This is a genomic window from Sphingomonas sp. LT1P40, assembly GCF_036663835.1.
In the GTDB taxonomy this organism is placed as follows: domain Bacteria; phylum Pseudomonadota; class Alphaproteobacteria; order Sphingomonadales; family Sphingomonadaceae; genus Sphingomonas.
This window is the reverse complement of sequence record NZ_JAXOJT010000001.1, coordinates 1,026,594-1,046,916: the sequence shown is the minus strand read 5'-3', so window position 1 is coordinate 1,046,916 and position 20,323 is coordinate 1,026,594. Positions and strand designations below refer to the sequence as shown.

23 protein-coding genes are annotated in these 20,323 nt (G+C 64.4%); 14 read left to right on the top strand and 9 right to left on the bottom strand.

Translation table 11 applies throughout. The annotated features are described in order from the left end of the window. Nucleotides 1-53 precede the first annotated feature (53 nt). The gene (lipA, locus tag U1702_RS05145) at nucleotides 54-986 is read left to right on the top strand and encodes a lipoyl synthase (RefSeq protein ID WP_332722653.1); all 933 of its coding nucleotides are present in this window, start codon (nucleotides 54-56) and stop codon (nucleotides 984-986) included. Next, entirely contained in the window at nucleotides 986-1,456 is a 471-nt protein-coding gene (locus tag U1702_RS05140; protein ID WP_332722651.1) for a type II toxin-antitoxin system RatA family toxin, read from the top strand. Before lipA ends, U1702_RS05140 begins: the two co-directional genes overlap by 1 nt. Here U1702_RS05140 and U1702_RS05135 read toward each other — a convergent pair. Genes U1702_RS05135 through U1702_RS05125 form a run of 3 tightly spaced genes read right to left on the bottom strand, consistent with a single transcriptional unit; the run spans nucleotide 1,408 to nucleotide 3,593 of the window. Continuing rightward, entirely contained in the window at nucleotides 1,408-1,920 is a 513-nt protein-coding gene (locus U1702_RS05135) for a CinA family protein (protein ID WP_332722649.1), read from the bottom strand. The two genes, U1702_RS05140 and U1702_RS05135, sit on opposite strands and share 49 nt — an antisense overlap. After that, complete coding sequence (locus tag U1702_RS05130; RefSeq protein ID WP_332722647.1) at nucleotides 1,917-2,444, bottom strand: hypothetical protein; 528 nt, start codon at nucleotides 2,442-2,444, stop codon at nucleotides 1,917-1,919. Before U1702_RS05130 ends, U1702_RS05135 begins: the two co-directional genes overlap by 4 nt. Before the next feature lie 3 nt (nucleotides 2,445-2,447). Continuing rightward, entirely contained in the window at nucleotides 2,448-3,593 is a 1,146-nt protein-coding gene (locus U1702_RS05125) for a bifunctional 2-C-methyl-D-erythritol 4-phosphate cytidylyltransferase/2-C-methyl-D-erythritol 2,4-cyclodiphosphate synthase (RefSeq protein ID WP_332722645.1), read from the bottom strand. A gap of 444 nt (nucleotides 3,594-4,037) precedes the next feature. Between U1702_RS05125 and U1702_RS05120 the strand changes: the two genes are divergently transcribed. From U1702_RS05120 to ntrX, 8 genes are all read left to right on the top strand, one after another. After that, nucleotides 4,038-4,286: a type II toxin-antitoxin system ParD family antitoxin gene (locus tag U1702_RS05120; protein WP_332722643.1), complete on the top strand. Its 249-nt coding sequence runs from the start codon at nucleotides 4,038-4,040 to the stop codon at nucleotides 4,284-4,286. Continuing rightward, nucleotides 4,283-4,570 (top strand): type II toxin-antitoxin system RelE/ParE family toxin, encoded by a 288-nt coding sequence (locus tag U1702_RS05115; protein WP_332722641.1) that lies wholly within the window; start codon nucleotides 4,283-4,285, stop codon nucleotides 4,568-4,570. Before U1702_RS05120 ends, U1702_RS05115 begins: the two co-directional genes overlap by 4 nt. Before the next feature lie 160 nt (nucleotides 4,571-4,730). Further along, entirely contained in the window at nucleotides 4,731-5,741 is a 1,011-nt protein-coding gene (dusB, locus tag U1702_RS05110; protein WP_332722639.1) for a tRNA dihydrouridine synthase DusB, read from the top strand. Further along, nucleotides 5,717-6,817 (top strand): two-component system sensor histidine kinase NtrB, encoded by a 1,101-nt coding sequence (locus tag U1702_RS05105; protein WP_332722637.1) that lies wholly within the window; start codon nucleotides 5,717-5,719, stop codon nucleotides 6,815-6,817. The genes dusB and U1702_RS05105 overlap by 25 nt, the downstream gene beginning before the upstream one ends. A 13-nt stretch (nucleotides 6,818-6,830) precedes the next feature. After that, nucleotides 6,831-7,079 (top strand): CBU_0592 family membrane protein, encoded by a 249-nt coding sequence (locus U1702_RS05100; RefSeq protein ID WP_332722635.1) that lies wholly within the window; start codon nucleotides 6,831-6,833, stop codon nucleotides 7,077-7,079. After that, nucleotides 7,076-8,518 carry a nitrogen regulation protein NR(I) gene (gene ntrC, locus U1702_RS05095; protein WP_332722633.1) on the top strand — a complete coding sequence of 481 codons (1,443 nt, stop codon included), beginning with the start codon at nucleotides 7,076-7,078 and terminating at the stop codon, nucleotides 8,516-8,518. The genes U1702_RS05100 and ntrC overlap by 4 nt, the downstream gene beginning before the upstream one ends. 60 nt (nucleotides 8,519-8,578) lie before the next feature. Then, nucleotides 8,579-10,834 (top strand): sensor histidine kinase, encoded by a 2,256-nt coding sequence (locus tag U1702_RS05090; protein ID WP_332722631.1) that lies wholly within the window; start codon nucleotides 8,579-8,581, stop codon nucleotides 10,832-10,834. After that, nucleotides 10,831-12,207: a nitrogen assimilation response regulator NtrX gene (ntrX, locus tag U1702_RS05085; protein WP_332722630.1), complete on the top strand. Its 1,377-nt coding sequence runs from the start codon at nucleotides 10,831-10,833 to the stop codon at nucleotides 12,205-12,207. Before U1702_RS05090 ends, ntrX begins: the two co-directional genes overlap by 4 nt. A gap of 139 nt (nucleotides 12,208-12,346) precedes the next feature. Here the strand turns inward: ntrX and U1702_RS05080 are convergent, their stop codons facing one another. Next, nucleotides 12,347-12,661 carry a DMT family transporter gene (locus U1702_RS05080; protein ID WP_332722628.1) on the bottom strand — a complete coding sequence of 105 codons (315 nt, stop codon included), beginning with the start codon at nucleotides 12,659-12,661 and terminating at the stop codon, nucleotides 12,347-12,349. Nucleotides 12,662-12,895: 234 nt separating this feature from the next. On the opposite strand from U1702_RS05080, the gene hfq reads away from it, so the two are divergent. The 4 genes from hfq to U1702_RS05060 all read left to right on the top strand — a co-directional run bounded on the left by hfq (nucleotide 12,896) and on the right by U1702_RS05060 (nucleotide 15,754). Continuing rightward, nucleotides 12,896-13,378 carry an RNA chaperone Hfq gene (hfq, locus tag U1702_RS05075; RefSeq protein ID WP_332722626.1) on the top strand — a complete coding sequence of 161 codons (483 nt, stop codon included), beginning with the start codon at nucleotides 12,896-12,898 and terminating at the stop codon, nucleotides 13,376-13,378. Nucleotides 13,379-13,388: 10 nt separating this feature from the next. Continuing rightward, a complete protein-coding gene (hflX, locus tag U1702_RS05070; RefSeq protein WP_332722624.1) occupies nucleotides 13,389-14,681 on the top strand; it encodes a GTPase HflX in 1,293 nt (430 codons plus the stop codon). Next, nucleotides 14,678-15,328: a peptidylprolyl isomerase gene (locus U1702_RS05065; protein ID WP_332722622.1), complete on the top strand. Its 651-nt coding sequence runs from the start codon at nucleotides 14,678-14,680 to the stop codon at nucleotides 15,326-15,328. Before hflX ends, U1702_RS05065 begins: the two co-directional genes overlap by 4 nt. Before the next feature lie 78 nt (nucleotides 15,329-15,406). After that, a complete protein-coding gene (locus tag U1702_RS05060; RefSeq protein ID WP_332722620.1) occupies nucleotides 15,407-15,754 on the top strand; it encodes a WYL domain-containing protein in 348 nt (115 codons plus the stop codon). Nucleotides 15,755-15,758: 4 nt separating this feature from the next. Here the strand turns inward: U1702_RS05060 and mazG are convergent, their stop codons facing one another. From mazG to metG, 5 genes are read right to left on the bottom strand one after another with little or no spacing between them, the layout of a single operon-like run. Next, nucleotides 15,759-16,547 (bottom strand): nucleoside triphosphate pyrophosphohydrolase, encoded by a 789-nt coding sequence (gene mazG, locus U1702_RS05055; RefSeq protein WP_332722618.1) that lies wholly within the window; start codon nucleotides 16,545-16,547, stop codon nucleotides 15,759-15,761. Nucleotides 16,548-16,585: 38 nt separating this feature from the next. Continuing rightward, on the bottom strand, nucleotides 16,586-17,203 hold the full coding sequence (locus U1702_RS05050; RefSeq protein WP_332722616.1) for a retropepsin-like aspartic protease family protein: 618 nt from the start codon (nucleotides 17,201-17,203) through the stop codon (nucleotides 16,586-16,588). Next, complete coding sequence (locus tag U1702_RS05045; RefSeq protein ID WP_332722615.1) at nucleotides 17,200-17,964, bottom strand: MBL fold metallo-hydrolase; 765 nt, start codon at nucleotides 17,962-17,964, stop codon at nucleotides 17,200-17,202. The genes U1702_RS05050 and U1702_RS05045 overlap by 4 nt, the downstream gene beginning before the upstream one ends. Further along, nucleotides 17,961-18,740 (bottom strand): TatD family hydrolase, encoded by a 780-nt coding sequence (locus U1702_RS05040; protein WP_332722613.1) that lies wholly within the window; start codon nucleotides 18,738-18,740, stop codon nucleotides 17,961-17,963. Before U1702_RS05040 ends, U1702_RS05045 begins: the two co-directional genes overlap by 4 nt. After that, nucleotides 18,737-20,290, bottom strand: a complete 1,554-nt coding sequence (metG, locus tag U1702_RS05035) for a methionine--tRNA ligase (RefSeq protein WP_332722612.1) — start codon at nucleotides 20,288-20,290, stop codon at nucleotides 18,737-18,739. The genes U1702_RS05040 and metG overlap by 4 nt, the downstream gene beginning before the upstream one ends. Nucleotides 20,291-20,323 lie beyond the last annotated feature (33 nt).

Here is a 20,323-nt window from a genome sequence, read left to right as displayed (position 1 = left end):
GACGCAGGCCGTAAGGGCTGGCAAGCGGGGGCGGGGATCGCTATCTGGCGGGCATGAACGATCCTACGCCCGTCATCCGCCCTGAACGCCAGCGCAAGCCCGACTGGATTCGCGTCAAGGCGCCGACCTCCGCCGGGTTCGCGGCGACCCGGGCGCTGATGCGGTCGAAAAGCCTGACGACGGTATGCGAAGAAGCGGCTTGCCCGAACATCGGCGAGTGCTGGTCGAAGAAGCATGCGACGGTGATGATTCTCGGCGACACCTGCACCCGCGCCTGTGCGTTCTGCAACGTCAAGACCGGTATGCCGCGCGCCGTCGATCCGATGGAGCCGAACAATGTCGCCGACGCGGCGGCCCAGATGGGACTGGCGCATATCGTGGTGACCTCGGTCGACCGCGATGACCTGCCCGATGGCGGGGCGAAGCAGTTCGTCAAGGTGATCGAGGCGATCCGCAAGTCGAACCCGACCACCACGATCGAGATCCTGACCCCCGATTTCCGCAACAAGCGTGATGCAGCGGTCGAGATGATCGTCGCGGCGCGGCCCGACGTCTATAATCATAACTTGGAAACCGTGCCGCGGCTGTATCCGACGATCCGGCCAGGTGCGCGTTACTATGCGTCGATCCGGCTGCTGGAGACGGTCAAGCGGCTCGACCCCTCGATCTTCACCAAATCCGGCGTGATGCTGGGGTTGGGCGAGGAGCGGCTGGAGGTGCATCAGGTGATGGACGACATGCGCTCCGCCGACATCGATTTCCTGACGATGGGCCAGTATCTGCAACCCACGCCGCGCCACGCCAAGGTGCAGGATTTCGTGACCCCGGCAGCGTTCGATGCCTATGCGGCGATTGCGCGGGCCAAGGGCTTCCTGCTGGTGGCGTCGTCGCCGCTGACGCGGTCGAGCTATCATGCCGGTGATGACTTTGCGAAGATGCGGGATGCGCGGGCGGCGAAGCTGGCGAAGGTGGCGGTCTCGGGCTGATGCCGAAGCATAGCGAGACGCGACGGCTGCCCTATTCGCCGGAGCAGATGTTCGACTTGGTCGCCGATGTCGAGCGCTATGGCGAGTTTCTGCCGTGGGTCAGTGCGGTGCGGGTGCGATCGGACAGCGAGAGTGAGATGGTTGCGGACCTGATCGTCGGGTTCAAGGGGCTGCGGGAAACGTTCAGTTCCAAGGTCGAGAAGCAGCGGCCCCACCATATCCGGGTCGATTATCTCGACGGACCGCTGAAGCATTTGCACAATGACTGGACCTTTCGGCCAGACGGCGAGGGTGGGGTGCTGATCGATTTCGAGGTCGATTTCGCGTTTAAGAGCCGGGTGTTCGAAATGCTGGCGGGGCAGGTTTTCGATCGCGCGCTGAGGATGATGATCGGGGCGTTCGAGACCCGCGCCGCCGCGCTTTACGGGGCGTCGGGCAGCAGCAGTTCGAGCGCGCACAGCGCCGCCTGAAGCCGAATGCCGCCACGGCCGAGATCGCCGAAATGGCGGATGTCGGCAACGATAACATCGGGGTCGGCATTCTTCTCTGCACGGGCGAATACGACGGTGCCGACCGGTTTCTTCTCGGTTCCTCCAGCGGGGCCGGCGATGCCAGTGATGGCGACGGCGACGTCCGCGCCGCTGACCTCAAGCGCGCCCTGTGCCATGCTCCATGCGGTGGCGATCGACACGGAACCGAAGGTTTCGAGTACGTCGCGGCTGACCTTCAGATGCTTCGTCTTGGCGTCGTTGGAGTAGGTCACGAAACCGGCGTTCAGCACTTCGGACGAGCCGGGGATTTCGGTGACCGCGGCGGCGACGAGGCCGCCGGTGCAGCTCTCCGCAATCGCCACGGTGCGCCCGGCGGCGCGGTTGGTCTCTACGACCTTGCGCGCGGCTTCAACCAGTTCATTCGGGAGGAGGGTGTCTGTCATCGCGGGCGGGCCATAGGGCATAATGGCAGCCGTGGCGCGCGCTTTTCGTCATTCTGGCTGAGTTGCAGCAGCGCCGCGAACACGGCGGCGAGATTGCGCGGGGGCAAAGGGGCGAGGTTGGTGATGATCTTGTCGAGGCCGGGGCAGTCGGCGGGCTTTATTTGTTGCGCGATGGCGGGGGCGAAAATCGCGCGGACGGCGGGGATGGCGAATTGCGAATCGGCGATGAACTGGCCGTCGGGGCCGAGCAGCTTGCGTATCCCGGCTTGGGCAGCTGGCATGGCGGGGGCGACCCCGGCGTTGATGCGGGCGGTGAATGCGGCGGGCGGCTGACGCAGGAAGGCGCGGGGCGGGAGGGCGACGCAGACGCGACCCATTTCGCGGATCATGTCGGGGAGCATGACCTGGAACAGGGCTTCGGCTTCGGCTTCGTTGATGCAGGGGCGCGCGGTTTGCGCCGAAGCGGCGGTGGAAGCGGTGACGCCTGCCCAGAGCAGGGCGGCGGCGAGGGCACGGATACGCATGGGTTACTCCTGCGGGACGCGGACGGTGGCGATTGCCTGTGCCGCCATGCCTTCGCCGCGGCCCGTAAAGCCGAGGCGTTCGGTGGTGGTGGCTTTTACGCTGACGCGGCTGACCGGGACGTTAAGCAATGCCGCGATGCTGGCGCGGATCGCGTCGCGGTGCGGACCGATCTTGGGGGCCTCGCAAATCAAAGTCAGGTCGATGAAATCGATGATGCCGCCCTGTGCGGCGACGAGCCCGGCGGCGTGTTGCAAGAACTGGCCCGAGGCAGCGCCGCGCCATTTGGGATCGCTCGGCGGGAAGTGCATGCCGATATCGCCCGCGCCGATCGTTCCGAGCAGCGCGTCGGTGATGGCATGGAGTGCGACATCGGCGTCGCTATGGCCCGATAGCCCCTTGTCATGCGGGATCAGGACGCCGCCGAGCCAGAGTTCCTGCCCTGATTCGAGGCGGTGGACGTCGAAGCCCATTGCCGTGCGGGAGATCAGCGTGGCGGCATGGCGGGCTTCGGCAGCGGCGAAGTCGGCAGGGTGGGTGATCTTCTCTAGCATGGGGTCTCCGGGGACGAGCAGGACGTTGTGGCCCGCGCGGCGGAGCATCTGGGCGTCGTCGGTGGCCTCTTGGTCGACTGGCCAGGCGCGGTGGGCGGCGAGGATGGCGTCGAGGTGGAAGGCTTGCGGCGTCTGAATGCGGTTGAGGCCGGTGCGGGGGACGTTGTCGCCGAGGGTGTCGGTGCCGGTCGCTAGCGTGTCGGCGACGGGGAGGACCGGGACGGCACCGGGGGCATGGTCCAGAGCGGCGAGCAGGGCGTCGATGACGACAGGGGGGACGAAGGGGCGGGCGGCGTCGTGGATCAGGACGCGGGTAACGCCATGGGTGGCGAGGGCTTCGAGACCGGCGCGGACGGAGTCGCGACGTTCGGCCCCGCCGTTGACAGTCTTGACGTTTTTACCGAGTGCCGAGCGGGCCTGTTCTTCCTGTCCTTCGCCGATGACGACGAGGGTTTCGGTTATCGCCGGGTGTGCGGAGAGGGCGCTAACGCTATGCGCGAGCATGGGTTTTCCGCACAGTGGGGCGAATTGCTTTGGTGTGGTGCCGCCTGCGCGGACGCCCCTTCCGGCGGCGACGATTAGGGCGGCGGTGGTCATGATGCGGCTGCTAGGCGACAGGGACGCGGCAGTGAGACGACTGTTTCGAGCGGAGACGTGGCGATGAAGCGGCGGTGACGCGGCGGTGAAGCGGTGCATCCGTCCGGCGAGGCAGGTTTCGCGTAGTGCGAGAGGGGTGATGCAGACGATCGCATCAGGGCTGCCTAGCGACATGGCCACGTGTAGGAAAGTTTTTGAGCCTTTGAGCACGTGCTGATGGTCGATTGCCGAGCGTAAGCCTTCAGTTTATTTCGCCGTCAATCCATCGTTGACCACGTTGTCGGGCGACAATAGATTTTGCAGACGGCCAGGCAATGGATCGAGTTGAAGCTCAGATAGGCTCGGACCTGCGAAATGAGGTCTATATCGACTGATTTGACATCGGATTGCGTTGTAATACTTATTGGTATAAGCTCTTCGCTCCTGATGGCCAAAGGACCGCCAATGCCCCGCAATACCTCCGTGACGATCGGCGACCACTTCGCCAGTTTCATTGGCGAGCAGGTGCATGCCGGTCGTTATGGTTCGGCCAGCGATGTGGTCCGGGCCGGGTTGCGGTTGCTGGAAGAGCATGAAGCGCGGGTGCGGGCGTTGCAGGATGCGCTGATCGCGGGAGAGCAATCCGGTGAGCCGCAGCCGTTCGATTTCGAGGCGTTCAAGGCGCGGAAGCGGGCGGCGTTTGACGCCAAATGAAGACGCTTGTCTTTTCGCCTGCGGCTGAGGCTGATCTGGATGATATCTGGGATTACAGCGCGGATAATTGGGCGCCGGATCAGGCGGATCGCTATACCGATGAGATCAGGGATGCTTGCAAGGCGCTGGCGTCTGGCGCGAAGCGGGGCAGGGTGGTCGATGTTCGGCCCGGCTATCTGAAGCTGACGACCGGATCGCATATCGTGTATTTTCGCGAGCGTGGCGACCGGCTTGAAATCGTCCGCATCCTGCATGTCAGGCAGGATAGCGAGCGGCACTTATAGTTTTGTCATTGAGAGGAAGCAGAAGAAGACCTTCCCCAACCCCTCCCGCGAAGAGCGGGAGGGGCTAAGAAAGAAGAAGCGGAGGGGTTGGGTATCGGTGGTCACCCTTGCATCCCCGCCTTTGCCCCGCTAGTCGCTACTGCCTAATTTTCAGGCAGTCATGACCCTACTCAAACCCATCCAGATCGGTCCGGTGACGATCGAGAACCCGGTTATTCTCGCGCCCATGACGGGCGTGACCGACCTGCCGTTTCGACGGTTGGTGCGGCGCTATGGGTCTGGCCTCAACGTGACCGAGATGATCGCGAGCCAGGCGGCGATCCGGGAAACGCGGCAGTCGGTGCAGAAGGCGGCGTGGGATCCGATCGAGGAGCCGGTTTCAATGCAGCTGGTCGGCTGTACGCCCTATGAAATGGGCGAGGCGGCGAAGTTGAATGCCGACCGGGGGGCGGCGATCATCGACATCAATATGGGCTGTCCGGTGCGCAAGGTGACCAATGGCGATGCCGGGTCGGCGCTGATGCGCGTGCCGGAACTCGCCGCGCAGCTGATCGAGGCGTGCGTGAAGGCGGTGGATGTTCCCGTCACCGTGAAGATGCGGATGGGCTGGGACCATGACAGCCTGAACGCGCCGGAGCTGGCGCGGATTGCCGAGGATATCGGCGCGAAGATGATTACGGTGCACGGGCGCACGCGCAACCAAATGTACAAAGGGTCCGCCGACTGGGCGTTCGTGCGTCGGGTCAAGGACGCGGTGTCGGTGCCGGTGATCGTCAATGGCGATATCTGCACGGTCGAGGATGCGCGGACCGCGCTGGCGCAATCCGGTGCGGACGGGGTGATGATCGGGCGTGGCGCTTATGGGAAACCTTGGGTGCTGCGGCAGGTGATGGATGCGTTGTCTGGCAAGGGCGAACGCGCGGAGCCGACTCTGGCCGAGCAATATGCGCTGATCGTCGAGCATTATATCATGATGCTGGACCATTATGGCGACGAGGTCGGCGTCAACATGATGCGCAAACATATCGGGTGGTACACCAAGGGGCTGCATGGCTCCGCCGAGTTCCGCAACACGGTCAATCAGATCGCCGATCCGAAGGTCGTGCTGGCGATGCTCGAAGACTTTTATGGCCGCGTTATCGAAACATGGCCGGCCCAAGAAGCGGCCTGAGGCCACCACCCCAGCCGGGCGAGCCGGACCTGTCGGAGATGTTCGGCGGGCTGCCGGTCGCCGCGATCGTGCTGGACCCGCAGGACCGGGTGACGCGCGTGAACATGGCGTGCGAGCATCTGCTCAATCATAGCGAAAAGGCGATGGTGGGACAGCGGCTGGACCGCATATTGACGCTGCCCGATGGCTATACCACGCGCCGCGACGGGCATGGTTTTTCTGCTTACGATGTGGAGATCGAGCCGAACCGGTCGCCCCGGACGCGAGTGGATTTCATCGAGCAGCCGATTACCGAGCATCCCGGCTGGCGCGTGGTGACATTGCATCAGGCGCCGACATCGCGGCGACTGTCGGCGGGGACGGATCGCAGCGCGGGCGCGCGGGCGGCGATCGGGGCGGCGGCAATGCTGGCGCACGAGATCAAGAACCCGTTGTCGGGCATTCGCGGCGCGGCGCAGTTGCTGGCGAGCGATGAGGCCGAGGGGCGCGAGGAATTGTCGCGGCTGATTACCGACGAGGTTGATCGCATCGCCGCGCTGATCGACCGGATGGAGGATTTTACCGATACGCGGCCGCCGAAGCTGGCGCCGCAGAATATCTATCCGCTGCTGGATCATGCGCGGCGTGTGGCGCTGGCCGGGTTTGCGCGGGGGATGGTGATCGAGGAGCGGTTCGACCCCTCGCTGCCCGCGGTGATGATGGACAAGGACGCGTTTCAGCAGGTCGTGCTGAACCTGCTCAAGAATGCCGCCGAGGCGCTGAAGGATGTGGCGGAGCCGCGCATCATCCTGTCGACGTCGTTCCGCCACGGCGTCGCGATGCGGCCCGCGCCGGACCAGCCGCGCCGCTGGCTGCCCATCGAACTATGCGTGTCGGACAACGGGCCGGGTGCGCCCGCCGATATCGCCGGCCATTTGTTCGAGCCGTTCGTGTCCGGCAAGCCAGAGGGCAAGGGGCTGGGGCTGCCGCTGGTCGAGAAGCTGGTGCGCGATATGGGCGGGGTGGTCGAATATGCGCGGGCGGGCGATCCGGAGCTGACGGTGTTTCGGGTGAATTTGCCCAGAGCCGACGCATGAGGAGCGCCGACGCATGACGCTGTTGTGGGTGGATGTGGTCGGGTGGTTCGGGGCGGGACTGGTGCTGGTCGCCTATGCCCTGTTGTCGGCGGGGAAGCTGAACGCACGGGGCGTGGCCTATCAGGCGATGAACGTGGCGGGTGCGGTGGGGATGCTGATCAATGGCTATGTGCGCGGGGCGTTGCCGTCGGCGGCGTTGAACTTGGTGTGGATGGGGATCGGGATTTACGTGCTGGTGAAATATCGCGGACGGGCGGCATGAGCGTGACCGGTGCCATCCTGATCTGTGACGATGACGCCGCGATCCGCACGGTGGTGACGCAGGCGCTGCGGCGGGCGGGGCACCGGGTGACGGCCGCGGCGTCGCTGGGCGAGTTGAAGCGCGAAATGGCGCTGACGATGCCCGATGTGGTGGTGACCGATGTGATCCTGCCGGATGGCAATGGGCTGGATCTGGTGGCGACGCTGACGGGCGAATATCCGGAGCTGCCGGTGATCGTGCTGTCGGCGCAGAACACGCTGGCCACCGCCGTGCGCGCGACCGAGGCGGGGGCGTTCGATTATCTGCCCAAGCCGTTCGATCTGGACGCGTTGACGACGACGGTGGCGAGCGCGCTGGCACGCGGGCGGCGGCTGGTCGACGATCTGCCCTCGACCGAGGATCATGCCGTCGCGCTGATCGGGCGGTCGCCGGCGATGCAGGAGGTTTACCGCGTCATTGCACGCGTCGTGTCGAACGAGCTGACCGTGCTGATTTCCGGAGAGAGCGGGACCGGCAAGGAGCTGGTGGCGCAGGCGATCCACGATCTGGGGCCACGGCGGCGTGCGCCGTTCGTGGCGATCAACATGGCGGCGATTCCGCGCGAGCTGATCGAAGCCGAGCTGTTCGGGCATGAAAAGGGCGCATTTACCGGGGCCGGAGCGCGGGTGGCGGGCAAGTTCGAGCAGGCGTCGGGCGGGACATTGTTCCTGGACGAGATTGGCGACATGCCGATGGATGCGCAGACGCGGCTGTTGCGCGTGCTGCAATCGGGTGAGTTCGTGACGGTTGGCGGATCGCGGGCAATCCGGGCGGATGTACGGATCGTGGCGGCGACGAACAAGGATCTGATGAGCCAGGTGACGGCGGGGGCGTTCCGCGAGGATTTGTTCTATCGGCTAAACGTGGTGCCGATCGCGCTGCCTGCGTTGCGGGAGCGGCGGCAGGATATCGCATTGCTGGCGCGGCATTTCCTCGACCGCGCGGTGGAGGACGGGTTGGCGCGCAAGGCGGTAGGCGACGATGCGATCGCCACGCTGGAGGCGCATGACTGGCCCGGCAATGTCCGCGAGCTGGAGAATTTGATGCGGCGCATGGCCGCGCTGCACCGTGACGAGTGGATCGACGCCGGTGGGGTGCGGGCGATGCTGGGCGAGGGGGCGATGCTGCCCGCCGCGCGCGATGAGGGGATCGAGGCGGCGGTGGCGGCGCGGTTGCAGCGGCTGGCGATCGAGGAGCCGGGGGTGCTGGAGGACGGGACGCTGTACGATCGCATCATTGGCGAGGTCGAGCGCCCGCTGATCGAAGCGATGCTCGCGCGCCACGGTCAGAATCAGCTGCGCGCGGCGCGGGCGTTGGGGATCAACCGGAATACGCTGCGCAAGCGGCTGGATACGTTGGGGATTGATGTCGGCGGCGGGCGGCAGGACGATCCCGCCTAGCGACGGGCCGACGCAATAAGTGTGTTTTCAAGGCAACGGTCTTGTTGTAACCATGCAACGATGACCGCTGTCGCTGTGCCGATTGTCGAACCCGAGAAGCGCCAATGGCGGCTGGAAATCACGCCCCCGCTTGAGCTGGCGGTGCTGGTCATCGCGGTTGCGGTGGTGATCGCCAGCTATTTCGTCATCAGCGGGAATACCGGATCGCAGCGGTTGTTGACGCCGCCGCTGGTGGCGCTGTTGCTGGTCGGCAACCTCGTGCCTTTGGTCGCGCTGATCGTGCTCGCAGGTCGGCGCGTGGCGATGCGGCGGGCGGCTTTGTCGCCGCTGGGCGGGCGCGCGCGACTGCATGTGCGGTTGGTGGCGATCTTTTCGATTTTGGCGAGCGTGCCGACGATCTTCGTGTCGATCGTGGCGTCGCTATTGTTTCAATATGGCGTCGAATTCTGGTATTCGGACCGTGCGCGCGGGATGCTGGAGAATGCATCGACGATCGCGGCGGGTAGCATCAACGATATCAAGGATCGGGTCGGGCTGAACGCGGAAGCAATGGGATCCGATCTGAGCGGTGCATTGCGTGAAGTACCGATCGACGATCAGCGGTTCGTGCAATATTTCGCGGACCAGACGAAGCAGCGCGAGTTGTCGGAATCCGCAATCGTGCGCGAGGCGCCTTCAGGCGAATTTCAGACGCTGATTATCCTCAATCCCTATGAAGCGCTGATCGAACAGCAGATCAGCCGCGCCGCCGTGCGCAAGATCAAGGCCGGCGCACAAGGCGCGGTGGTCGAGGATGCCGGTGGCCGCGTGCGCGCGCTGATCCGTCTAGTCGGATCCAACGATACCTATCTGTATGTCGGTCGCGTGATCGATCCCACGCTGCTGGATCGTAAAACCCGGGCGGAATCGGTTGTCGCCAGCTATCGCACGCTGACCGAGCGGTCGCGGGCGTTGCAGTTGCAGTTCAACGTCGCGCTGTTGATCCTGTCACTGCTGATCGTCGGACTGGCGGTGTGGGTGGCGCTGGAGATTGCCGACCGTCTCGTCCGGCCGGTCGGGGATCTGGTGAAGGCGGCACGCGACGTAGCCGAGGGCGATCTGGGCACGCGCGTGCCGATGCCCAAGTCGCAGGATGAGATCGGCACGCTGGCGACGGCGTTTAACCGGATGACCGACCGGTTGCAGGAACAGACCAACGCGCTGGTTGCCACCAATGCCGAGTCCGAAAGCCGTCGAGCGCTGATCGAGGCGGTGATGTCGGGCGTGACAGCGGGCGTGCTGTCGATCGACGCGGATCGGCGTATCCGCCTTATCAACAGCTCGGCGATGGCGTTGCTGCAGCCGGGGGAGGCGCCTGTCGGACGGTTGCTGGCGGATGTCGCGCCGGAACTAGACGCAGTGCTGGGCGGCGAGACGCGCGAGGATATCGTGCAGCTGACCAGCGGCGGTGAGGCCCGCACGCTGGCGGTGAAGATCACCCGCGACGAAGCGGGGCAGGTGCTGACGTTCGACGATATTACACAGCAGTTGCTGGACCAGCGGCGGGCGGCATGGTCAGACGTGGCGCGTCGTATCGCGCATGAGATCAAGAACCCGCTGACGCCGATCCAGCTGGCCGCCGAAAGGCTCCAGCGGCGCTATGGCAAGAAGATCGAGAATGACGACGGTACCTTCGCCAAGCTGACCGACACGATCGTGCGGCAGGTGGGCGATTTGCGGCGGATGGTGGATGAGTTCTCGTCGTTCGCGCGGATGCCGAAGCCGGTGTTCCGCGAAGAATCGCTGCTGGATATCACGCGGCAGACCCTGTTCCTGCACGAGGTCGCCAAGCCCGAGATCCGTTTCGCCTTCACCCATCCCGATCCAGTGCCGACTTTGGTATGCGACCGCCGACAGCTGGGGCAGGCGCTGACCAATTTGATCAAGAATGCGGTAGAGGCGGTGGAATCGCGGGAAAGCGGGGAGCAGGGCGAAATCGCACTGACGATCCGCGAGGGCGACGAAGGCGAGTTGCTGCTCGATATCGCGGACAATGGCATCGGCCTGCCCGCCGAGCGTGAGCGGATCGTCGAGCCCTATATGACGACGCGCAGCCGCGGCACCGGCCTTGGGCTGGCGATCGTCAAGAAGATCGTCGAGGAGCATTTCGGGACGATGGCATTTGCCGATCGCCCTGGTGGCGGCACGATCGTGTCGCTGTGCTTCGACACGGCCACGCTGGAACGGCTGGCGGGAACCGGCGGTGACGCCGACGAAGCGCCCGGCGGCGTGATTCCCGCCGTACTGACGCGTACAAAGAACGGAATTGCATCATGAAACTCGATATCCTGGTCGTCGATGACGAGGCGGACATCCGCGAGCTGGTCGCGGGCGTGCTGGAGGATGAGGGCTATGAGACGCGCGCCGCCGCCGACAGCGACGCGACGCTGGAGGCGATTGCCGAGCGGCGGCCGAGTCTGGTGCTGCTCGACGTATGGCTTCAGGGATCGCGGCTCGACGGGCTGGAACTGCTTGATGAGATCAAGCGGCGCGATCCGTCGATCCCGGTGCTGGTCATTTCCGGCCACGGCAATCTGGATACGGCGGTGGCGGCGATCCGGCGGGGGGCATCGGACTTTATCGAAAAGCCGTTCGAGGCCGAGCGGCTGTTGTGGCTCGTCGAGCGCGCGACCGAGACCGAGCGGCTGCGACGTGAAGTGGCATCGCTACGCGCGACGGTGGGGCGCGAGAGCGACCTGACGGGGAGTTCGGGCGCGATCAACGCGGTGCGCGCGACGCTGAAACGCGTGGCGGCGACCGGCAGCCGGGTGATGATTACCGGTGGGCCGGGAACGGGCAAGGAAGTCGCCGCGCGGTTGCTCCACGAATGGAGCCTGCGTGCGGCCGGGCCGTTCGTGATCGTCAATGCGGCGCGGATGACGCCCGAGCGCGTTGAGGAGGAGCTTTTCGGGGTCGAGGATGGCGATCTGGTCCATCCCGGCCTGTTGGAACAGGCGCATGGCGGGACCTTGTTCCTGGACGAGATCGCCGACATGCCGATGACGACGCAGGGCCGCATCCTGCGCGTGCTGACCGAACAGAAGTTCAGCCGGGTCGGCGGGCAGCGTCAGGTAAAGGTCGATGTGCGGGTGGTTTCCGCCACCGCCCGCGACCTGATGACCGAAATCGCCGAGGGCCGGTTCCGCGAGGACCTGTTCTATCGCCTGAACGTGGTGCCGGTGGCGATCCCGCCGCTGGCCGATCGGCGCGAGGATATTCCGTCGCTGGTCGATCATTTCGTCGCGCATTATGCGACCGGCCGCCGCGTGCCGACGCCGGAAGTTGCATCGGATGCGATGGTCGCGCTGCAAAGCTATGAATGGCCGGGCAATGTCCGCCAGCTGCGCAATGTGGTCGAGGCCACGGTGATCCTGGCACCGGGCGACCGGATCGGGCGGATCGATATCGACCTGTTGCCCACCGAAGTGCTGGGCCGCCGCAGTGCCGAGGGCGGCGGTGCCGGCGCGTCCGCGATGATGGGATCGCCGCTGAAGGAAGCGCGCGAGACGTTCGAGCGGGAATATCTGCGGATACAAATCCGGCGCTTTTCGGGCAATATCTCCCGCACCGCGCATTTCATCGGGATGGAGCGGTCGGCGCTGCACCGGAAGCTGAAATTGCTGGGCATCAGCGAGGGGCGGGAGGAGTAGATTGATTCCCTCTCCCATCGGGAGAGGGAGGGACCCGCGAGCGCAGCGAGTGGGAGGGTGAGGGCAGCCCGCCGCCGATGCTGCCCTCACCCTTCCGCGCCTTCGGCACTCCCTCCCTCTCCCGATGGGAGAGGGATTCTCAGGACGCCCATTTCATCAGCGCCATGCCCGATACGATCAGTGCGGCGGCGATCAGGCGGGTCGCGCTGAGGCCTTCGCCCAGCCACACGACCCCGACCACGAACGCGCCGATCGCGCCGATACCGGTCCAGATCATATAGGCAGTACCGAGTGGCAGCTGGCGCATCGCCAATGCCAGTAACGCGAAGCTCGCCGCCATTGCGACGAGGGTGATAAGCGCGGGGAGGGGACGAGTGAAACCGTCGGAGAGTTTCATTGCGCCGGCCCAGACGATTTCGAGCAAGCCGGCGAGCGTCAGATAAATCCAGGCCATATGGCCCTCCTTTACGAAGAGCCGGGCCGTCCCGGGCTGGGCCGCATATAGCGGGGAGGGCGTGGCCTCGCACCGTCCAGATATGAACCGGCCCGAATTGTTCAAGTCCGAACCTATGGACCTCACCCCGCCGACACCCTACATTGCGGACACGCGCCGTGGTTGGCGTGTCTCCGACGCCGGGAAACGGCGCCAAGCGGGTAAATCCCGCCAAAAACAGTGAAAGCCGTAAACATGGCCGACAAGAATACTTCTCTTCAGGACCTGTTCCTGAATGCACTCCGCAAATCCAAGACTCCGGTTACCATGTTCCTGGTCAAGGGCGTGAAACTGCAGGGCATCGTAACCTGGTTCGACAATTTTTCCGTGTTGCTGCGCCGCGACGGCCAGTCGCAGCTGATCTACAAACACGCCATTTCCACCATCATGCCGTCGGGGTCGGTCGATGTCGCGTCGATCGTCGATGCGGTGCCCGAAGTGGCGTCGAAGAACCCGGTATTGCAGGAAATCTTCCTGGGCGCCGTGAAGCGTCAGCAGGAAAGCGTGACCATGTTCCTGGTCAATGGCGTGATGCTGCAGGGCGGGATCGCGGCGTTCGACCTGTTCTGCATGCTGCTTCAGCGCGACGGCGCGTACCAGCTGGTTTACAAGCATGCGGTGTCCACCATTCAGCCGGCGCACCCGCTGAACCTGGCCGACGACGTCGACGCCGATTGATCATGACGTCATGAGCACCGGATTCGACCGCGACCCCGATGAGTTCGCACGGGGCGCGAAGGCGATCGTCGTTTATCCCGACATGGGCGGGAGCACGCGCGATGCCGAGGCGCGTCTGGACGAGACCGCCGGCCTTGCGCTCGCGATCGGCATTCAGGTGGTCGAGCGGTCGGCGCTGCGGATTCGTGCGCCGAAGCCGGGGACGCTGATCGGGTCGGGTCAGGTCGAGGCGCTGGCGGAAATCGTGGCGGCTCAGGAATTGACGCTGGCGGTGTTCGACGCCGCGTTGACCCCGGTGCAGCAGCGCAATCTGGAGACCGGGCTGGGGTGCAAGGTGATCGACCGCACTGGCCTTATATTGGAAATTTTTGGCGAACGGGCACGCACCGCCGAAGGGCGGTTGCAGGTCGAGCTGGCGCATCTGGACTATCAGGCAGGGCGGCTGGTGCGCAGCTGGACTCACCTTGAGCGGCAGCGTGGCGGCTTTGGCTTTCTGGGCGGGCCGGGCGAGACGCAGATCGAGGCGGATCGGCGGCTGATCCGCGACCGGATGGCGCGGTTGAAGCGTGAGCTGGATTCGGTGAGCAGGACGCGCGGGCTGCACCGTGAGCGGCGGCAGCGGGCGCCGTGGCCCGTGATCGCGCTGGTGGGCTATACCAACGCCGGAAAATCGACGCTTTTCAATCGCGTAACGGGTGCCGACGTCATGGCGGAGAATCTGTTGTTCGCCACGCTGGACCCGACCTTGCGACAGATTTCTTTGCCCGGGATCGACAAGGCGATCCTGTCGGACACGGTGGGGTTCGTGTCCGAACTACCGACGCAGCTGGTGGCGGCGTTCAAGGCGACGCTGGAGGAAGTGGTGTCGGCCGATCTGCTGATCCATGTCCGCGACATCGCGCATCCCGACAGCGAGGCGCAGCGCGACGATGTCGAGCAGGTGCTGACCGATATCGGCGTGGACCGCGACACCCCGCGGTTCGAGGCGTGGAACAAGCTTGACCTTCTGGACGAGGAGGCGCGCGCGATTGCTTTGGAAAAAGCGAGCAAGCGCGAGGATGTCGTCGCAGTGTCGGCACTGAGCGGGGAGGGCGTCGATACGCTGATCGCCGCCGTCGCGGCGCGGCTGACCGAGGGACATCGGCGCTATCATGTAACGCTGGGCTCCGGCGACGGCGCAGGCGCGGCCTGGCTGCACCAGCATGGCGAAGTGATCGGCCATCGGGTCGAGGGTGATCTGGCGATCTATGAAGTGCGGATGTCACCCAAGGATTATGAGAGGTTCGAGGTTCGCGGCGCATGATGCTGGTTCAGCGTTGTTTTATCGGGTTTCTTGCTGCTCTCCTCGTTTCCGCAGCACCGCCCGAACCGGCGGTCGTGCGGGTCCGGCTGGTCACCTCAGTCGGCAATGTGACGCTGGCGCTCGATGCGCGTCGCGCGCCGAAAACGGTCACCAATTTCATGCTCTACGTCGATGACGGGCGGCTGGAGGGAACCGAATTCTATCGCTCGGCACGGCGCAAGACCGATCCGAAATATGGATTCGTCCAGGGCGGGATCGGCACCGATGCACGGCGCATCCTGCCCGCGCTGCCGCTGGAGCCGACCAGTCGCACCGGGATCAGGCATTTGAGTGGCGCGATATCGATGGCGCATGGGCTGAACCCCAATTCGGCGAGCGGTAATTTCTCGATCATGGTGGGTGACAACCCGACGCTGGACGCGCGCCCCGGCAATCCGGGCTTTGCCGCGTTCGGCAAGGTGATTGGGGGGATGGATGTGGTGCGGCGCATGCTGGCGATGCCCACGGGTGCTGGGCGCGGCGTGATGCGCGGACAGATGATCCTGAAGCCGGTCAAAATCCTGCGCGCCGAGCGGCTTAACGGGACAGCGAAGCCCAGTGGGCGGCCAAAACCGTGGCTGTTGGTGATGCCGTGGCACAAGAAATAGACATCGCGCATTGCATTTTTTGCGATGGTAAGCACGATGCCTCTTGCTGCAACGCAGCATAATTGCCACATTGGGTGGATGGCTGACACCGCTGACACCGACTCGCCCGTGAACCCGACACCGATCGCGCTGGAAGCGATCGTTCGGCAGTTGTGTGTGTCCGCGATCTACAACAGCACGCGAATGGTGCTGGCACCGCACATCCTCTACACGCGCGGCGGCTCGCTCTATGTCGATGCGCAGGTGGTGTCGCGCGATTTTATCATGCCGCGTGAGGAGCGGATCGGAACGTTCAAGCTGGATGGGCTGAAAGGCCTGACGCTGACCGACCGGTCGTTCCAGATCAGCCGGTTGTTCCTGCCGGAATCCGAGAAATATGACGGGCAGACGCTGATGGTGGTCGAGGCGCAATCGGCAGCGGCGTGATCGGTTAGCGCCGTTTCGCTTTCGCCCACAATTCTTCTTTCGCATCGAGGTCCAGCGCGGCGAATGCGTCGCCGGCCTGCGCTTCCATCGCCCTGAACCGGCGCTCGAACTTGGCATTGGCAGCGCGCAATGCGGCTTCGGGGTCGACGCCCAGTTTGCGTGACCAGTTGACCACCGAGAACAGCAGGTCGCCGATCTCCTCTTCGCGTGTCGCGTCGCTGGCGGCTTCGACTTCGGCAATCTCTTCGTCGATCTTGGCGCGCGCGCCCGATGGGTCGGGCCAGTCGAAGCCGGTGCGGGCGGCGCGTTTCTGAAGCTTTTCGGCGCGGAGCAGGGCGGGGAGGCCAATTGCGACCCCGTCCAGCGCGCCCGCCGCCCCCTTGCTCCCCCGTTCATCGGCCTTGATTTGTTCCCACAAATGATGGCCGCCATTTTCGACATCGCCGAAGATATGCGGGTGGCGGCGCTCCATCTTGTCGCAAATGCCGGTGACGACGTCGGCCAGCGCGAAATGGCCGGATTCCTCAGCAATGCGGCTGTGGAAGATCACCTGGAGCAGCAGGTCGCCGAGTTCATCCTTGAGGTCGGTCAGGTCACCGCGCTGGATGGCGTCGGCGACTTCATAGGCTTCCTCGATCGTGTACGGCGCGATCGTCTCAAACGTTTGAACGGTATCCCATTCGCAGCCGGCTACAGGATCGCGGAGCCGCGCCATGATCGCCATCAGGCGTTCGATGCCGGGGGGCGTGATCGCGGGTGCCTCCGGTGTCGGGGAGCCTTCCCGATCGCTCATTCCGTAAGTCCGATAATATACATTATGTTAAATTGTACCTAGGTTGCTGCGCGCGGCTGCGGTTCCAGGATCAACACGTTCCCCTCCACCCGCCAGCCTTTGAGCCGCGACAGAAAGTTCATGCCGAGCACGTCGAGCTCGCCAAAGCTGGGCGCGACGAACACGACAAGGTCGTCGGTGCCGAGCGGCCCGACATCCACGCGTTGCGCACGTCCGCGACGCGCCTGCACCGTGCCATTCGCGGTCGACACCGTGACCGGCATACCGCTTTCATAATCGATCCTGGCGGCGCGCGCGGTCGTCTCGCTGATCGCGCTGACGGTCGCGCCGCTGTCGATCAGCATGCGACGCTCGACCCCGTTGATCGTCGCGCGTGCCCAGAAATGGCCATCGGGCGACAGGCGAATGCGGACGGTTTCGCCCTGCGCGACCTGCGCCGGTTCGCTGACGCCCAGCCGCGCGCCGATGGTGCCGAACTGGGCGGCGATGCGATCCTTGTTGATAACGATGACCCAGATCACCAACGCAATGGCGGCCCAGCCAAGCACCGTCTTCAGGATGAAGCCAATGCGCAGCCGCCGGACGCTGAGCGAACCCAGCACCAGCGCCAGAAACCCGACCAATGCGACGAGCTGAACGATTTGTGTTTCGCTCAAACGATGATCTCCATGCCGTCATGACCCGGCTCGACCCCTGCGGGCAATTCGGCTTTCAGCGTCATATAGTCCATGCTGGTGTCCATATGAATGAGAACCGTGCGGGGCGAGCCACATTCCCGCGCCCATCGCAGCGTTTGAGCCAGATGCGGGTGAGTGGGATGCGGCTCGCGGCGCAGTGCATCGACGACGAACAGGTCGAGACCTGTGTAGAGATGTCGCATATTCGTTGTAAATTCATTAAAATCAGTAGCATAGGCAATCGACTTATCACCGACTGTGAACCGCAAGCCGGCCGAGGTGATGCCACCATGCGGCTGATCCACCGTGCGGATTTCGATGTCGCCCACCGTCATGACGTCAGCCAGCGGCGTGATCGTGGCGGTAGCGCGATACGGTCCGCCACCAGTGAATACGTAGCGAAAGCGTTCGGGCAGACTGACGGCAGTTGCGGCGCGCGCGAATCCGGGCACTGGCGCGCCGCGTGCGTGCATCAACTGACGCAGATCGTCGATGCCGTGACAATGATCGGCATGGTCGTGGGTCCAGATCACCGCGTCCACGTCCGCGACACCGGCGGCGAGCAGCTGTTCGCGCATGTCGGGGCTGGTATCGACGAGGATGCGGGTGGTGGCGGTTTCGATCAGGATCGACGCGCGGGTACGGCGGTTGCGCGGGTCGGCCGGATCGCACGCGCCCCAGTCATTGCCGATCCGCGGCACACCGGACGAAGTGCCGGAGCCGAGGATACGGACCTTCATGCAAGTGTCTTGGCGAAAAGACGGTGGAAATTTTCGCGCGTGGCGTCCGCCAGCATATCCGGGTCTTCCCCGCGCAGTTGCGCCAGGAAACGGCAGGTGTCGGCGACGAAGGCTGGCTCACCAGTCTTGCCCCGGTGCGGCACAGGGGCGAGGAAGGGGGCGTCCGTCTCGATCAGCAGCCGGTCGAGCGGCAACCGCGCGGCGGTTTCCTGCAAGTCACGGGCATTTTTGAACGTAACGATGCCCGAGATCGAGATGTAGCAGCCCATCGCCAGCGCCTTGTCGGCGAACTCGCCGCTGGCGGTGAAGCAGTGGATGACGGCGGGATAGGCCCCCCTCCCCATCTCCTCGGCCATGATCTCCGCCGTGTCGGCCTCGGCATCGCGGGTGTGGACGATCAGCGGCAGGCCGGTTTCGCGCGCAGCGGCGATGTGCGCGCGGAAACTGGTGCGTTGCTGGTCGCGGTCGCTGTGGTCGTAATAATAGTCGAGCCCGCTTTCGCCGATGCCGACGACGCGCGGGTGGCGGGCGCGTTCGACCAGCTTGGCGGTGTCGATATGCGCGTGTTGATCGGCCTCGTGCGGGTGAATGCCGACCGTGGCCCACACGTCAGGCTGTTGCTCGGCGGTGGCCAGCACGTCATCCCATTCGCGCTCGCGCGTGGAAATGTTGAGCATTGCTACGACGCCGCTGTCACGGGCGCGGACGAGCACTTCGTCCTGCTGCTCGGCCAGCCCCTTATAGTTGAGGTGGCAATGGCTGTCGGCGAGCCTCATGCCGCCGGGGCCGCGAGTTCGAGGCGGGGGAACACGCCGGTCGGTGGTGCGAGGCGGAAGCCGGATGACGTCAAGGTGTCGTACCAGCCCTTGTCGTCCAGCGCGGCGTGATCGCGCGCGTCCTGTCCCAGCTGATCAAGGATCTTGCCGGCGGATTCGGGGATAACCGGCAGCACGAGGATGGCGAGATCGCGGATCGCGCGGACGAGCGTGCCGAGGACGGCATTCATGCGGTCGGGGTCGGTCTTGCGCAGCGCCCACGGTGCCTGGACGTCGATATACTGGTTGCAGGCAAAGACGGCGCGCATCCAGGCTTCCAGCCCCTGATTGAGCGCAAGGGTGTCGAAAGCGGCACGAAACTCCCGGCCTGCTTCCTCGATGGTTGCGAGCAGTTCAGCGTCGGCGGGGTCGGCGCGACCGGCTTCGGGCAACACGCCCTCCAGATTCTTGGCGATGAAAGCCAGCGTCCGCTGCGCCAGATTGCCGAAGCTGTTAGCCAGATCGGCGTTTGCGCGCGCGACGATGGCCTCGTCGCTGAAGCTACCGTCGCCGCCGAAATTGACTTCGCGGAGCAGGAAATAGCGCAGTGCATCGACGCCGTAGAGGCGGACGAGCTCGATCGGGTCGGCGACATTGCCGGTGGATTTCGACATTTTCTCACCCCGGTTGAGGATAAAGCCGTGTGCGAACACTTCCTTTGGCAGCGGGATGTCGGCCGACATCAGGAAGGCGGGCCAATACACCGCGTGGAAACGGGTGATGTCCTTGCCGATCAGATGCAGGTTTGCGGGCCAGTAATGCGCCAGATCGCTGTTCGCGTCGGGATAGCCGATGCCGGTCAGGTAGTTGGTCAGCGCATCGACCCACACATACATCACGTGACCCAGCGCATCCGGCACCGGCACGCCCCAGTCGAAACTGGTGCGCGAGATCGAGAGATCGATCAGGCCACCCTCGACGAATTTCACGACTTCGTTGCGCGAACGATCGGGTCTGATGAAATCGGGCTGTGCGTCGTAGAGGTCGAGCAGTTTCTGCTGATAGTTCGATAGTTTGAAGAACCAGGTTTCCTCGGCGGTCCATTCGACCGGCGTTCCCTGGGGCGACAGCTTGATGCCGCCCTCCCCCTCGGAAAGTTCCTTTTCCTCGTAAAAGGCTTCGTCGCGGACCGAATACCAACCCTCGTAGCGGTCGAGATACAGGTCGCCCTTGGCCTCCATCGCCTTCCAGATGGCCTGGCTGGCGGCGTAATGATCGGGATCGACAGTGCGGATGAAACGATCATATGAGATGTTCAGATCGTCAGCCATCGCACTGAAATAGGATGACATTTCATCAGCCAGTTCGCGTGGGGATACGCCACGGGCACGCGCGGTCTGGTCGATCTTCAGCCCATGCTCGTCGGTGCCGGTCTGAAAGCGCACGTCGCGCCCCGCCTGACGCTGAAACCGGGCGATCGCGTCGGCGGCGATCATCTCATAGGCGTGGCCGATATGCGGCTTGCCATTGGGGTAGTGGATCGCGGTGGTGATGTAATAAGGTTCGGCCATGCGGGCGCTCTAGAGCAAAGAAGAGCGGGTTTG

Excerpts from the sequence above, each read along its gene's own strand:
- lipA (WP_332722653.1), top strand. The coding sequence starts at position 54 with ATGAACGATCCTACGCCCGTCATCCGCCCTGAACGCCAGCGCAAGCCC.
- U1702_RS05140 (WP_332722651.1), top strand. The coding sequence starts at position 986 with ATGCCGAAGCATAGCGAGACGCGACGGCTGCCCTATTCGCCGGAGCAG.
- U1702_RS05135 (WP_332722649.1), bottom strand. The coding sequence starts at position 1,920 with ATGACAGACACCCTCCTCCCGAATGAACTGGTTGAAGCCGCGCGCAAG.
- U1702_RS05130 (WP_332722647.1), bottom strand. The coding sequence starts at position 2,444 with ATGCGTATCCGTGCCCTCGCCGCCGCCCTGCTCTGGGCAGGCGTCACC.
- U1702_RS05125 (WP_332722645.1), bottom strand. The coding sequence starts at position 3,593 with ATGACCACCGCCGCCCTAATCGTCGCCGCCGGAAGGGGCGTCCGCGCA.
- U1702_RS05120 (WP_332722643.1), top strand. The coding sequence starts at position 4,038 with ATGCCCCGCAATACCTCCGTGACGATCGGCGACCACTTCGCCAGTTTC.
- U1702_RS05115 (WP_332722641.1), top strand. The coding sequence starts at position 4,283 with ATGAAGACGCTTGTCTTTTCGCCTGCGGCTGAGGCTGATCTGGATGAT.
- dusB (WP_332722639.1), top strand. The coding sequence starts at position 4,731 with ATGACCCTACTCAAACCCATCCAGATCGGTCCGGTGACGATCGAGAAC.
- U1702_RS05105 (WP_332722637.1), top strand. The coding sequence starts at position 5,717 with ATGGCCGGCCCAAGAAGCGGCCTGAGGCCACCACCCCAGCCGGGCGAG.
- U1702_RS05100 (WP_332722635.1), top strand. The coding sequence starts at position 6,831 with ATGACGCTGTTGTGGGTGGATGTGGTCGGGTGGTTCGGGGCGGGACTG.
- ntrC (WP_332722633.1), top strand. The coding sequence starts at position 7,076 with ATGAGCGTGACCGGTGCCATCCTGATCTGTGACGATGACGCCGCGATC.
- U1702_RS05090 (WP_332722631.1), top strand. The coding sequence starts at position 8,579 with ATGACCGCTGTCGCTGTGCCGATTGTCGAACCCGAGAAGCGCCAATGG.
- ntrX (WP_332722630.1), top strand. The coding sequence starts at position 10,831 with ATGAAACTCGATATCCTGGTCGTCGATGACGAGGCGGACATCCGCGAG.
- U1702_RS05080 (WP_332722628.1), bottom strand. The coding sequence starts at position 12,661 with ATGGCCTGGATTTATCTGACGCTCGCCGGCTTGCTCGAAATCGTCTGG.
- hfq (WP_332722626.1), top strand. The coding sequence starts at position 12,896 with ATGGCCGACAAGAATACTTCTCTTCAGGACCTGTTCCTGAATGCACTC.
- hflX (WP_332722624.1), top strand. The coding sequence starts at position 13,389 with ATGAGCACCGGATTCGACCGCGACCCCGATGAGTTCGCACGGGGCGCG.
- U1702_RS05065 (WP_332722622.1), top strand. The coding sequence starts at position 14,678 with ATGATGCTGGTTCAGCGTTGTTTTATCGGGTTTCTTGCTGCTCTCCTC.
- U1702_RS05060 (WP_332722620.1), top strand. The coding sequence starts at position 15,407 with ATGGCTGACACCGCTGACACCGACTCGCCCGTGAACCCGACACCGATC.
- mazG (WP_332722618.1), bottom strand. The coding sequence starts at position 16,547 with ATGAGCGATCGGGAAGGCTCCCCGACACCGGAGGCACCCGCGATCACG.
- U1702_RS05045 (WP_332722615.1), bottom strand. The coding sequence starts at position 17,964 with ATGAAGGTCCGTATCCTCGGCTCCGGCACTTCGTCCGGTGTGCCGCGG.
- U1702_RS05040 (WP_332722613.1), bottom strand. The coding sequence starts at position 18,740 with ATGAGGCTCGCCGACAGCCATTGCCACCTCAACTATAAGGGGCTGGCC.
- metG (WP_332722612.1), bottom strand. The coding sequence starts at position 20,290 with ATGGCCGAACCTTATTACATCACCACCGCGATCCACTACCCCAATGGC.